The sequence below is a fragment of the Testudinibacter sp. 'clade 2' genome, from assembly GCF_006227735.1.
GTDB lineage: Bacteria > Pseudomonadota > Gammaproteobacteria > Enterobacterales > Pasteurellaceae > Chelonobacter.
In genome coordinates, this window is record NZ_VDHB01000131.1 from 1 (window position 1) to 15220 (window position 15220).

Here is a 15220-nt window from a genome sequence, read left to right on the forward strand (position 1 = left end):
TCGTCTGCCTATAATAAAGAACGCCATGTTAAAAACATAGCGTTCTTGCTTGCCTAATTTTTTCTATTCAACAGCGTCGCTGAACAGAGGGATTAAAGCTAAATTAAATAATCAAATACCCCTTATTAATCATATCTTGAACACTGCTAAATGCACTGGTAACTGAATTAGCATCTAATACGATCGTGATCTCATTAGAACCGGAAGCATCTGAATTCACTGACAATGTTCTTGTGCTTTGATTCCAAGATAAATAAGAAGCGAGCGTTGTTGGCGCATCATCAGTTAACACATCACTCAAATCAATCCGATCTTTATCGCCATTGGCACCAAAATCAGTAATTCTGTCGTTACCTGTTTCACCATAAGTCCAAACAAACCAGTCATTGCCAGCTCCACCGGTAAGAACGTCGTTGCCAGCACCGCCGTAGATAATGTCATTGCCAGCACCGCCATTAATCGTGTCATTGCCGCCAAGCCCTTTAAGCACATCAGCAAACTCTGTACCAGTATGCGTTTCCGCACTTGCAGTACCAATCCAGGTTTCACCACCTGCACCAGTCGTCAGCGTAAAGGTGTTAGTTCCTTTATCCCCATCTTTATCCAACAAGGTATATTGGAATACATCACCGCTAGCAGGTGCCGGTGCAGTAACAGTATAAACATAGTCTGCTGTCACCATATTCACCGCAACGGTATTACCATCTGCAAACTTGACTGACCAAGTATCAGTTGCATCATCAAACTTGCTACCTGCTGCTGCAGTACCAATCACGCTAGAAGTATCTGTTGCAGAGTCATACACATACTCAACCCCATTCACCTTAATGCTAAATACGGATCCTAAACCATCGGCTCCCGAGCTCACCGTGACCGGCTGACCACTCACCGTATCTATTCCCGAAGTCATTAAATTGCCTGCAATTGGTGGTGTAGCCAACATTTTCAAAGTATCCGCCAACGTATCCAAATTGGTTACGTTAATATAATTTCGGCTCTGATCCGCAGGCTCCACGGTACCATTCGTAGCAATCTTATTCAGGTAAGATGGATCGCTCACCCCACCAGCTAACGCCAAGGAGAAGGAGTTGATATTCTTCTGATCTACCAGGGTATTCCAATTATTAACAGCCGCATTAAACGTATCTGTTTTATTATTTGGATCACCATCAGACATGAAGAATGAGGCATACTTACCATTCGCTACCGGTCCTGTTGTGGCTTCTGATGACGAGCTTAAACTATTAAACGCATTTATTGTTGCATTTAACGCATCCGTATAGTTGGTTTGAGCACGAGAGACAGCCCCCCAAGCCTTATCAATCGCCGCAATCGCTTCATTAGCCGTCAACCAACGAGGAGTTGTATATTCAGCATCAGAACCAGCCATACCAGTAAATTTGCCTAATACTAGCGCTGCATCACTGAAGATAGTCACTAATACTTTGGTCGTTCCTAAGGTATCATAAAAACGAATCAAATCTTTCGATGCTGACAATGCCTTAAACATATTGCCAGTATTAGAACTCTCCGTTCCCATACTAGCAGATGTATCCAAGGTAATCATCAAATTCGTATCTTGAGCAGGCGCCATAGATGACAAGCTTAAAGAAGCACCACTGGTCGGGCTATCGTCTTCAATCGATACGGTCAAGTCTGCTGTGGCACTACCACCAGCACCGGTTGCAGTTGCTTTCAGACCCACACTTACAGCATCCTCTGAAGTTGTTGGTGTTGTGCCATTCACTGGATGCTTAATCGCACTGTTCAGGGTCACCGTATAAGCACCATTATTATCAATGGTGGCCGTCAGCACCGTTACCCCACTACTGTCTTTAGCCGTTAAGGTTTGCGTACCGGTTCCTGACCAAGTTACTGCTGTTCCTCCCAATGTTGCCGGTTGTCCAGTCGCTGAGAACACCACCGAAGTTGCATCAGTAGCAGCCATCGTGCCGGAAGCCTGAACCGAATTGGTGGTGTCTGCACCAGTCAGCCCCAACGTATCAGAAATACCGCCAAGCAGACCTTCTTCTGAAACCGCTACTGATGATGCTTTCAGCGTTGGTGGTGGAACGGCTGTTTTATCAGTATCCGAATTAAGGTTACCAGCCACATCAGACACTTCAGCTTTAATGGTGTAAGCCGCACCGCCAGCAATTTGATTAGCTGCTACTGAATAGCTCCATTTATTCGCACTAACCGTTGCTACCGCAGGATAAGCTTGAAGGACAACTGAACCGGCAGCATCCAGAATAGAGATGCTGACTTTCTGACCATCTTCAACACCGGTAGTCACCCCAGAAATCACAAAGCCTGCCTGTGCATCAGCTTTAGTAATCACGGCATAGTTATCTGTACCTTCAGTCACTTGGTTTTCACCGGCAATATGATTAATATCAATCGTCGGTGCCGTGATATCAACCCCATATTTTTGGGTTGCCGTTGCTGTACCCACATTACCTGCAGCATCGGTAACTTCAACTTTACCATCCACCGTTGTATCGTTATCTGCAGCTAAATCACTGCCCGGAACCGCAATACTGAATTTACCGCTGGCATCCACGGTGCCGGTAAACGATTTACCATTCACCGTCAAGGTCACCTTGTCGCCCGCTTTAAATTCGCTACCGCTAACCGTACCGGTCACATTAATATTGGTTTTCGCCTCTGCTGCATTCAAAATATTGTCTGCAGTGATACTGTCAATTTTTAACGTCGTGGTGCTGTTATCCGGTGCAACCAAATCCGTCGCTTTGGTTACGTCAGTATCCGTTGCAGTATTGCCCGCTTTGTCCGCTACCGTCGCCACAAAGCTGTAAACCGCTTTGTCAGCAATCCAGTCCGCATTGGCTGGCACTGATACACTCCAAGTGCCGGTCGCTGTTACCGCTGTAGTCAAGCTCACACCATCAACAGCAACACCGTTTTTCAACACCGTTACTGTGACAGTCTGACCCACTTCGGCAGTCGTCACACCGCTAACCGCAAAACCATCCGCTTTATCTTTGATGTTGATGGTCGCATAGCCGTCCGCATCGGTACCCACCGGATTTTGGCTTTCGTTGGCAATGGTTTGGATATCAATCGTCGGCGGTGTCAAATCAGTTGCGACTGTCTTATCGGTATCCGTCGCGGTATTGCCCGCTTTGTCGGCTACCGTCGCCGTGAAGCTGTAAACCGTACCGTCAGTAATCCAAGCTGCAGCTTTCGGTACATCAACACTCCAAGCTCCCGTTGTAACCGTTGCAGTAAAGCTTCCCAATACAGTGGTGCTACCTTCTGCTGTAACCGTCACCGTGACTGTCTGACCGTCTTCCGCATCCGTCGTACCTGAGACTTTAAAGCCGTCCGTTTTGTCTTTCAGGTTGATAGTCGCATAACCATCAGTTCCTTCAGCCACTTGGTTTTCACCGGCAATTTGGTTGATGTCGATAACAACACTAGTATCAACTTTATATTGATGCGTTGTTTCAATCGTACCGCTATTGCCCGCCGCATCAGTAGTGGTGATGCTCGCATCCACAGTCTTATCACCATCCGCCGCTAAGTCAGTACCCTTCACATTAATTGTAAAGTTACCCGAAGCATCTACTGTACCCGTGTACTTCACATTATTCACCGTTAAGGTGACGGTATCTCCGTCCTTAAACTCACCCGTGACTTTACCTACCACCGGCACTTCTGCCGCTGTCGATTCCGTCTTGTTAACCACGTCATCACCGGCCACACTGATGATGGTCAAGGTTGTCGTATCCTTGTTCGGCGGGGTGATGTCCGTCGCTTTGGTTAAATCCGCATCGCTTGCAGTATTGCCGGCTTTGTCTGCTACCGTCGCTTCAAATTTATACACTTTGGTGTCCGCAATCCACGTCGCACCAGCAGGCACTTGCGCACTCCATGCACCATTGCTAACCGTCGCTGTAATGCTGGCCACTTCTGTTGTGCCATCATACACTTTTACTGTCACCACTTGACCGTCTTCAGCATTGGTCACACCGCTAACCGCAAAACCATCCGCCTTATCTTTGATGTTGATGGTCGCATAGCTATCCGCATCCGTCGTCAACGGTGCTTGGCTTTCGTTGGCAATGGTTTGGATATCAATCGTCGGTGCCGTAATATCAACAGTATAGTCTTTGCTCGCCGTTGCTGTACCCGTATTGCCCGCAGCATCCGTGACTTCAACTTTACCTTCTACTTTGGCATCCGGATCTTTGGCTAAATCATCACCCGGAACTGCAATCGTGAATTTACCGCTGGCATCAACAGTGCCGGTAAACTCTTTACCGTTCACCGTCAAGGTCACTTTGTCACCCGCTTTGAACTCATCTCCGCTAACTGTACCGGTAACGTTGATGCTGGTTTTGGCCTCCGCTGCATTCAAAATGTTGTCTGCAGTGATGCTGTCAATCACGAGCGTCGTGGTGCTGTTATCCGGCGGGGTGATGTCCGTCGCTGCTGTCTTATCGGTATCTGTTGCCGTATTGCCTGCTTTGTCTGCTACCGATGCCGTGAAGCTGTAAACCGTGCCGTCAGTCACCCAGCTCTCATTGGCCGGAACATCTGCACTCCACGTGCCGCCCGTTACCGTCGCCGTAAAGCTGGCTACATCCGCTGTACCGTTATTGACTTTAATCGTGATAACTTGTCCGTCTTCCGCATCCGTCGTTCCTGAGACTTTAAAGCCGTCCGTTTTGTCTTTCAGGTTGATGGTCGCATAACCATCTGTTCCTTCAGCCACTTGGTTTTCACCGGCAATTTGGTTAATATCAATCTTCGGTGCTGTGGTATCTACCACACTGGTATCACTACCAGTTTGGCCAGGATTGCCAGCTATATCAGTAATACTTGCTTTAACCGTTAAGATACCGTTAGCAGGCACTTGTGCCGCCGGTACGTCAACGATAACTTTACCTGCAGTGATCTGTTCCTCTGTCAACGTAATTGTTCGATCGATCACACCATCGCCATTGGTGTCAACGTTCAACACATCACCTTTGACAGCGCCCGTATCAGCCAAGCTGATCTCTGCTTTAACACCCGCAGCTACTTCACTACTGTTAAGTAATTCATCCCCACCATCTAAGATCTTCACAGCTGGCTCACTCGGTGCTGTGGTATCAATAACCGCACTGTCTTTGCCTTCCGGACTCAGGTTGCCCGCCGCATCTTTCACTTGTGCCGTCACGGTTAAGGTGTTGCCTTCGCCCGGATTTTTGACGCCGGTCACTGCCACGCTGCCTTTGCTGATGTCTGCCGCCGTTAACACGATTGGCGTTAATGCAGTGCCATTGGCACTCACCAACAACGTATCCCCTGCTTTGGCTCCCGCCGGCAGGGTGACTGACACCCCAATCTCACCGTCCAGCTCCGCTTTACTGATTAAGCCGTCATTGTTCGCATCTTCGGTGATCGTCACCGTCGGTGCGCCACTGGCTTGCAGCAACACTTTCGCACTGTCTTCTACCGGCCCTGCGGTGTTGCCCGCTGTGTCTTTAATCGTCGCTGTCGCTTTGAAGTCGGTGTTGTTCACCGGCGCCGTACCAAACGCCACGTCGATATAGCCTTTGTCCAGCTGCGCTTGGGTCAGCGTGAAGTTTTGATCCACGTTGCCTGAGCCGCTCACGGTGATCACATCACCCACTGCCGCCCCTTTCGGGATCGTCACCCGCACATCGACCGCACCTTGCAGTTCGGTTGCACTGATGTAGCCGTCGTTGTTGGCATCTTCGGTGATTTCAACCGCTAAACCTTCAAACACCGTGGTGTCCATCTTCGCGCTGTCGCTGCCCGATGGTCCCGGATTGCCCGCCGCATCTTTAACCGAAGCGGTTACTTTCAAGGTTTCACCGTCAGCCGGTAAGGTCGCTTGCGTGGTTTGTGTGCTGCCTGCGGTGACGCCGTTTTGACCTACGGTGTAGGTCGCCAACACGTTGCCCGCCTGGTCGGTGACGGTAATCACATCCCCGTCTTTCGCATCCGCTGAGATTTTAATCTCGACATCGGTGGTGGTGGCAGTGCCTTTTTCTTTGGCATTGATAAAGCCGTCATTGTCCGCATCCAGTTTGATGGTGACGACCGGGGCACCCGGTTCGCTCAACGCAAAGGTCGCACTGTCGGTTGCAACGTTAGATGCATTGCCCGCTTTGTCGGTCACTTTCGCAGTGACGTCCATTTTGCTGCCGTCCGGCAACGGGTTGAACTCGACCGTCACGGCCTTGGCATCGATCATGGCTTGGGTCAGCTCGATACTTTGTTGCGCATTGCCCGTGGCGGTGACCACCAACAGGTCGCCGGCAACCGCTGCTGCCGGTAAGCCCACTTTCACGCCAACCTGACCGTCCAACTCCGCTTTGTTAATAAAGCCGTCGTTGTTCGCATCTTCGCTGATCTCCACCGTCACGCCCGGTTGTGTCAGGTTGCTCAGGTCTAAGACCGCACTGTCTTCCCCTTCCGGCGTTTTGTTGCCTGCCGCATCGCTGATGGTCGACGTCACTTTCATGGTGCTGCCGTCTGCCGGTGCGGTGAAGCTGGTGGTGACAAAGCCGTTCGCTTTGTCCGCTTCGGTAATTGTGACCGTCTTCGTCACACCGTCGGAGACAATGGTGACCACATCGCCCACACTCACTTTGCTGCCGTCAAAGCTCACTTTGACATCCACATCACCCTGCAACTCCTCACGGTTGATGTAGCCGTCGTTATTTTTATCTTCGGTGATTTCAACCGTTGGTTTCTCGCCACCGTTCGGTACATTGGCATCGGTTGCTGCACTGTCTGTTCCCGGTTCACTCACGTTGCCCGCCGGGTCAGTGACCGTGGCACTCACGGTTAAGGTGCCTTCGCTCGGCACATGCGCCGCCGGTACCGTGATGGTCACGCCGTTGCTGATATCGTCTGCGGTCAGCGTTTTGGTGTAATCCGGTTTGCCGTCGCCATTGGTGTCTACGTTCAACACGTCACCCGGTTTTGCATCCGTCGGTGGAGTGACTTTGACTTGTACCCCGGCATCAATCTCGGCTTTGTTCAACTTGCCGTCACCGCCGTCTAAAATATCAACCGTCGGTTTGCTCGGTGCTGTGGTATCAATAACCGCACTGTCTTTGCCTTCCGGACTCAGGTTGCCCGCCACATCTTTCACTTGCGCCGTCACGGTTAAGGTGTTGCCTTCGCCCGGATTTTTGACGCCGGTCACTGCCACGCTACCTTTGCTGATGTCTACCGCCGTTAACACGATTGGCGTTAATGCAGTGCCATTATCACTCACCAACAACGTATCCCCTGCTTTGGCTCCCGCCGGCAGGGTGACTGACACCCCAATCTCACCGTCCAGCTCCGCTTTACTGATTAAGCCGTCATTGTTCGCATCTTCGGTGATCGTCACCGTCGGTGCGCCACTGGCTTGCAGCAACACTTTCGCACTGTCTTCTACCGGCCCTGCGGTGTTGCCCGCTGTGTCTTTGATCGTCGCTGTCGCTTTGAAGTCGGTGTTGTTCACCGGCGCGGTGCCAAAGGCCACGTCGATATAGCCTTTGTCCAGTTGGTCTTGGGTCAGCGTGAAGTTTTGATCCACGTTGCCTGAGCCGCTCACGGTGATCACATCACCCACTGCCGCCCCTTTCGGGATCGTCACCCGCACATCGACCGCACCTTGCAGTTCGGTTGCACTGATGTAGCCGTCGTTGTTGGCATCTTCGGTGATTTCAACCGCTAAACCTTCAAACACTGTGGTATCCATCTTCGCGCTGTCGCTGCCCGATGGTCCCGGATTGCCCGCTGCATCTTTAACCGAAGCGGTTACTTTCAAGGTTTCACCGTCAGCCGGTAAGGTCGCTTGCGTGGTTTGTGTGCTGCCTGCGGTGACGCCGTTTTGACCTACGGTGTAGGTCGCCAACACGTTGCCCGCCTGGTCGGTGACGGTAATCACATCCCCGTCTTTCGCATCCGCTGAGATTTTAATCTCGACATCGGTGGTGGTGGCAGTGCCTTTTTCTTTGGCGTTGATAAAGCCGTCATTGTCCGCATCCAGTTTGATGGTGACGACCGGGGCACCCGGTTCGCTCAACGCAAAGGTCGCACTGTCGGTTGCAACGTTAGATGCATTGCCCGCTTTGTCGGTCACTTTCGCAGTGACGTCCATTTTGCTGCCGTCCGGCAACGGGTTGAACTCGACCGTCACGGCCTTGGCATCGATCATGGCTTTCGCTTGCCAGCCAGCCGACGGTTTTGCCGAACGTATCCGGCCCGACTTGTAGCCACTCTTTGCCATTCACACTCTCTCGTTGATAAACATAATAACGAGAGAACACAACCGCTTTTTTACCGCCGCTCCCCCCGGCACTCTCAACCAATTCACAAGTCGGTGTGCTCAGCACACGCTGAAATAACGTTTTTTTCCCTTGTTGCAATAACGGTTGTGTCGCAACCGCACTTTGGGTCAACAATGAGCCTAGCAACAGCACCGAAGAAAGTAATTTAAGATATCCCATCATTTTTTCAACTCCTGTAAACGTGCTTTTGCCTCCGCATTATTCGGATCAGCATCTAACGCCGTTTCATACCAATAAATGGCCGTTTCTTTATCTGCACTGAAACAGCCGTTTGTCGTTGCCGTTTCATACTCTTTAGCATACGCCACCGCAATCGCAGCATTGCCGCCCTGTGCTTTATTGGCATATAACCGTTGGGCAATACCGCACTTATTCGCTTTTTTCGCCTCGGCAATCAGCGCTAAAATTTGGCTATCATCCGGATTACTTTTCAAACAACGCTGAAGAAATGCAATCTCATCATCACTACCCGCTTGTATCGAACAAGCGCTAAGTTCAGACGGTTTAACCTCGGTCGCTTCAGCCGATTTATCCGACAACAGAAAGAACCATGCCGCCGCTGCCGCCAAAATGAGCAAAAATAACCCGCCTATTAGCAAACCGATCTTGCTTTTCGGTTTTTCCGTTTCGGTTACCGGCATAGCCATCGCCTCAGTCGCTAACTGAGGTTCTGGAATAACTTCCGGTTCCACAGCTGTGGGTTCAGGCTCCTCTATTATCGGCATTGTCTGCACAACGGCTGTCGGCGCCACGGCTGTCGGCTCATGGCGAATATCACTGACACGGCTGGTATCGCCGCTGGCGGAAGAAGCTAAAATATTGCCCACCATTTTCAATACGCCACGATCAGTCACCACGTTGTCTACAGCATGGGTATCGCGCACCATCATTTGATATTGCACATTGGCATTTTGTTGCACCAAGGCATCCACTAGCCAAGGGCCAAGTTCCCCTTGTAAAATCCCGTCAACCACACTCAGCTGCGTTACTCTATGCCAAACCGGTTCCGTGTGCCATTGGTTATCTTGTGCGAAATAGTGATGGTCCTGACTACGCTGGATGCTCACTTCAACCTCTGAACCGCCCTTCCAGTTTGCCGCAGAAAATTGGGCATATCCCGGTTTGCTCTCTTTTAATTCGATTCTTAACATGACGCTGTACTCCAATTTCTCTAGTTGATTGCCGAAGCGCTAAAAATCATCAATACATCGCCCAATTTGGCATTTTGTGACGCATCGATTTCACGCCCCGCACTGTGTCCCGCATTACTCTCGGCAAACTGCCCGAAAGCCACGAACCAATCAAATAAATAGTTCTTCATAAAATTATTGGTGCGTTCATTCAGTTTCGGCAAATTATTGATTTTTTCGACTTCTTTAAATTCGAACACCGCAGCACCCGCTACCGCCCGACTTGCGGGGCGCTGATTTAACGGTTGATTGATAAAATCAAGCCATGCAATGAAATCAGCGATCAACATATTCATTGAAAAAACCTGCCGTTCGACCAACTGATCGCGTTTGCTACCGGTATTTTCATTTTTAAATACGACTTTTGACAATTTCTCTTGCAGTTTCAATCGATTCGCTCCGGTCACTAATTCGCCCACTAACGCTTCGATATTTTGCTTGCTAAAACCGAAAAAATTCATCAGGTGGTCATTATTGGAAATGCCACGCAAATGTTCAATCCAGGCTTTAAACACCGCTTGAGCAAAACGTGATTCGACAATCGGCTCAGCAATCGTTTTTTCCTGACTCGTCGGCATCTCTTGCGGTTCAGCAAAAAGATCAAAACCATCGTCAAAACCGAAGCCGCCGCCAAAATCATTGCTCACCTCCTGCGCTTGATCTTTTTTGTCATCAAGTGCGGTTTCGTCCATATCACTAAAATATAACGAACGGATGGTATCCTCGGGTAATTGCAAACAGCGCAAGAACTCACCCACCAACATGGCTTTTTTTCCCAGTTCATTGGCAACCGCATTTGCCAGCTGCCGTTTTTTACTGACCTCTTCCGCACCGTCACGTTGATACCAACTGGAAAAACGATTTTCGACGATATGATTGATCGCTTCATTCAGTTGTTCTTTAATCCGCTGTTGTTTCACTTCAGGCAAGGCGATGGCTTGCAAATAGTCGCTAATTCGCTTCATACCACCGTCATTCAACAACATCATCGCATCCCATTTTTGCTCGGGATCAGCGACATAGGTGCGCACATCCGGATCTGCTGTAAAAGTACGCCGCATCAAGGCAAGTTGCCCTTGTTCACGTTCGGCGATCTCTTTTTCGTTTTCAAGCTCTAAAAACGGCACCGGAAAGCCCGGTTTACGCACCAAAAACAAATTATTGAACGGTTTACCATTTGACCAATCGTTGATCCAATCATAGTTGCCGAAACGTTCTAAAATGGTTTGCTGCAATAATCCGCCCACTCCCCAGCTCTGTTTCAACATGCCTTCTGCTTTGGCAAGATCGGATTGAATACGGATATCAAATTTAGTAATCGCCCACAATAATCCCGGTTTGCGAGCACTACGTTGTTCAGCCGTATCACCTTGTGTCTTTTTGATCCAACGTTCCAAGACCGGCCCGACTTCATTCACTTCCGATTGTGCATTCGACGGCGTACACATAATCAAAATATTCATTTCTTGACTGTCGGTGTAACGTTCAAACAGGTACGCCACTTTCCCCCGCAAAATAATTTGCGGAATCAGCTCTTTTTCGCTCACCTCTGGTAGCGATTTAATCGATAAGCGCCCTCGATAACCGGGAAAATCAAGTAAATCCACATTTTCAAACGTTGGAGAGCGTGTTTTGTTGATTAACGGGAATACCAATTCGGCGGTAAGTGCGGTCAATTGAGCCAAGGAAATGTCAACAGCACCACTTAATGTCCCGTCATTCAAACTCGGACGAACCTGAATATTCTCATCTTTTGCTGAACCCAACCGATCCAGCATATCGACATTCATAATACTGTCGGCTTGTGATAATGCACCATCAACCTCTTTAACCACCGCACTTAGCGGCGCATATACCTTCTCCGGATGCCCTAATTTGGCCAACGCATGGGCAAATTGAATATAGATCGAGGTCAATTCAGCCACTTCACCCCACAAAATAGAAAACAGCGCTGCACGATCTTGAATCTCAAGCCGTGGCGCAAGTGCGGTCGCTTTTGCCCAATAGCTGCCTTGCAGGGCAGCAAGGGATTTGCCGAAACTATCGGTCGCATAATCCTGCAAATCGACTACATCGTCTGCCGTCACGCCGTTAACCGCTGTTGCTTTCGTCTGTTGTGCCGCCCTTTTGATCAGTTCATTGATTTGCTGCGGCTCACATTGATAATCTATTTTCTCTTTATCGAAATCATTAAAATAAGAATTCAATAAAATCTTGGCAATTTCAATTTCGCTGAACAGACGCAACTCCAGCGGAAAACCATCAATCCCGCCTTTTGCCGTTCGACTGAAACGTGTCACCAGCCCAGTCGCCTCTTTGCCTCCGCCCGGCGGATTAATATGTTCGATAAAATCCAATTGCCTGCCGTCGAAGGTGGTTTCCAATTTACCGTTTTCGCCTGCCGCCAAAGCAGAAACCAGATAGGATTTTCCGGCTTGGGACAATCCGAAAAAACCGACGGTCATCGGGCGCGAAGAGACAGCTCCCAGACGCTTTGCCGTATTGCGTAACCGCCGCAATTCTAAAATCAAGCTATCGGCCTCACTATTCAAGCGAGCAACATTCGGACGAACATCACTGACCCAATCAATTGCTTTTTGTGAGCCGTTAAAAATATTTTGCCAAGATTCGGTTAATTTCGCTGCTATTTCGCTCATCTTTTCACGCTTCCACTATCCAACCAGTAATCCGTATCACTCAACCCGACATCCGTCATGGTGTTGAGTGCCAACTTAATATCCTCATTACGGCGACAACTTGCGCCATCGCTTGCCGAAACGGCTTTCACATAGAAGTTTTCTGCTTTCTCTTTATTGCTGGAACGGGCGCTTTTCGTTTTGACCCCCAGTGTTACCGTCAAGGAAACCCCATTGGCGACACGCTGTTTTACTGCCGGATTAATTATATCCAAAGTATAAAGCGGAGAAGCTGTCCAACGCTCTACATTCAACTGACGGAAACCTAGGCGGGTGAAGCCACGCACTTCAAACGAGGTGTCAGGGAAATCGTAATCCTCATTATCCAGATCAATTTCTTTATAATAAACATTGCTGTCCTTGATCACATTGTTATTATCCAGCAATCCGATGTATTTCACGGTTGAATAGGAATGCATCGAGGCAGAACGGAAATTAAAATTCGGCAAGCGCAAATGTTGGCTTAAAAAGCACAGCATCGCCCCCACCGCCGCCGTTGTTTTCGGATCTTCAATCCGTCCTTGTTTATTGAACGGGTACCAGCCTCCGGTGCGATAGTGGTGCAACGGTAAAATTCTGCCCACAGGAAGCGGCACTCTGGATTTAAAGAAAGACTGAATTCCCGGTAAACGCGACGGACGGCCGGTCAGCAGTAGAACATCGCACTGATAACTGTTAATGACCTCACAAAGTGCGGTAAATGTTTTACAGATATCGTAATAATCGCCTTTGATGAAACGCTGATGAATCAAGCGCAAGTCCACTTTAATCGGCAATTTCATAATATTAAAATCGCTGTTTTTCAATAATCGGCGGATAGGCTCATTGATATAATTCAACACACTCTCTGTCGGGTATTCCGCCTCCGATAGTAAATCGGCAAATGTCACCCCGCTCAGCGTGTTCTCGAAGGAGAACGGATTGTATTGTTCGTATTCTTTTAAAATCCGTAAGCCAATCGGACTAAACACCTGCAATGTCAGTTGCTGACGTAATAAAGCATCCTGAACTTTTAACGCCTGCTTGCCGATTAATTGAGATAAAATAGGTTCCGGATCGGTCAGTCCCAATACTTTTAGCCCGTTGGTCAGTGAGTTCAAAACCACATCACGCACAATATCCAACAGAATATCATCACCGGCAACTTTAAACCCATCGCGAAAACGTTGGGTCGGCACCAGAAACGCATTGCTTCCGCCGGAAAACTCGCTATTTTCCCCGTAATCCAAAGCGTAATCATTGATAACCAAATCCGTTGTGCCGCCGCCGATATCGACCGAGGCAATCGTAATCCGCTCTTTTTGGGTTTTATCCGGGCGAATCATTGCCGCAATAAACTCCTCCGGACGACCGCCATAATTATGTTGCGTTTCATTAAAGAAATAGACTATCTGACCGCAAGTTGCTTCATCCCACTGAATATACACTTCAGGTAGAATCGGCCAATACTTATGCCGCGCTGCATCCGTAGTAAAATCCAAATCGTCATCAGATTTATCCCACCCCAAACTTTTCCATACCAAACCGATCGCTTGGTACATACTGTTTTTGAAAATTTCACGTTCCGGTTTCGGCATTGCCGGCGGAATGGTTAAGATAATCGAGCGTAAAAAACGAGGAGTACGCGAATGTTCCAACTTGCCGCGCTGTGCCGGACTGTTAATTTGCATCAATGCCTGCATTAACACTTCCGACAACATAAACATCATTAACGAACTGCGAGAATATTTCGGTTGGAATACCGGCATTTTTCGCTCGAACTCTTCCTCGACATCGTCGCGCAAACTATGCAAGGCTTCACCGAATTCATTAATCAATCCCGATAATGGTTCGGCAGTGGCATAAGGTTCATAATCGGTTTTGACATAAGAAGAATTGAAACGCCAGCCTTGTTCGTATTTTTCAATATCCCACAAATATCGCTTCGGACTGGATAAACCGGTCGAACCTTCGTTGCCTTCACGACGACTTGCCAAACGCGCCGCTTCCTTGCCGACACGAGCAATCGTCGCCCATTGAAACGCATCCCGTCGTCCGCTCTGCACTGAGAAATGATCTTTACCGAAGGAGGCTTGGGCGAACTCAATCCGGCTTTCAAAAGGCTCATGGTAAACCTGTTCCGGACGATTTAAATCCCGTAGTTCCAACTCATAACGTTTTTTTAAGCCGTCTTTTTCTTGCTCGTGATCTTCGATCAAAATACCGCAGGTACGCGAATTGCCGACATCCAACACCATATCGACAGGAATTGCCTTAATAATATCATCCGTTTTATTCGAGACGACTTTAATTCTCGGCAAGGTCAACTCGGTGCCCAAAATTGCCAAAATATTGAGAAAATGTCCTTGGTAAGTTTTATGTTCGATCTCATACTGCAAATCTTCAGCATGAAGTTTTAACCGTGTCGGTTGAGGAGCCAATTCATTAAACAACTCCAACAGCCACTCATTAATCCATTTAAAATCTAAAAACCAAGACATGTGATCAGATTGGTATGCCAGCCCAAATGCCACGCCGGAACGAATATCTTCAGCGGTCGGCGCCAAATATGCCGTATCTTGGCTGTTTGGAAAGACTTTAGTGTCAAACGCAAAGGTAATACGATGGGTATTGCCGTCTTGATCCGGTTCGGCAAGTTCGACAATCCGCACCCTTGCCCAGTTATAAGGCCCTTCGTCAAAACGATCCGGTGGAACCGTTCTTAAAACCGGAATCGGTAACCAAACTGCGTCAAACAGTTTAAAAGATTGCTCTACACTAATTTCCTGTTCAGGACGAACCAGCATTCCGGGACGGCTCGGATCATAAAAACCGTCACCGTTTTTGTCTTCAAGCAAACGGCGTAACGGCCCATTTACGGCAGACGAGACAAAATTTCCCGTTGCTTTTTCCCGCCATAATTTATCTTTCCAATTTATATTCAGTGCAAAATCAATAAACTGAATTCCGCTGTTCATGACCAGAGACAACTCTCGATCAAATTTATTTAATTCTGGAAGCATATTTC

At 48.6% G+C, this 15220-nt stretch carries 5 protein-coding genes; all 5 read right to left on the reverse strand.

Annotation, left to right across the window (positions count from 1 at the left end; translation table 11 throughout):
• Positions 1 to 103: 103 nt before the first annotated feature.
• The 5 genes from FHQ30_RS10245 to FHQ30_RS10260 are packed head-to-tail and all read right to left on the reverse strand — an operon-like array spanning position 104 to position 15215.
• Entirely contained in the window at positions 104 to 8194 is an 8091-nt protein-coding gene (locus tag FHQ30_RS10245; RefSeq protein WP_176552658.1) for a beta strand repeat-containing protein, read from the reverse strand.
• A complete protein-coding gene (locus FHQ30_RS13285) occupies positions 8091 to 8489 on the reverse strand; it encodes a hypothetical protein (protein WP_176552657.1) in 399 nt (132 codons plus the stop codon). The genes FHQ30_RS10245 and FHQ30_RS13285 overlap by 104 nt, the downstream gene beginning before the upstream one ends.
• Positions 8486 to 9478 (reverse strand): tetratricopeptide repeat protein, encoded by a 993-nt coding sequence (locus FHQ30_RS10250; protein ID WP_139611791.1) that lies wholly within the window; start codon positions 9476 to 9478, stop codon positions 8486 to 8488. The genes FHQ30_RS13285 and FHQ30_RS10250 overlap by 4 nt, the downstream gene beginning before the upstream one ends.
• Positions 9479 to 9498: 20 nt before the next feature.
• A complete protein-coding gene (locus tag FHQ30_RS10255; RefSeq protein WP_139611790.1) occupies positions 9499 to 12174 on the reverse strand; it encodes a putative virulence factor in 2676 nt (891 codons plus the stop codon).
• Positions 12171 to 15215 (reverse strand): virulence factor SrfB, encoded by a 3045-nt coding sequence (locus tag FHQ30_RS10260; RefSeq protein ID WP_139611789.1) that lies wholly within the window; start codon positions 15213 to 15215, stop codon positions 12171 to 12173. The genes FHQ30_RS10255 and FHQ30_RS10260 overlap by 4 nt, the downstream gene beginning before the upstream one ends.
• Positions 15216 to 15220 lie beyond the last annotated feature (5 nt).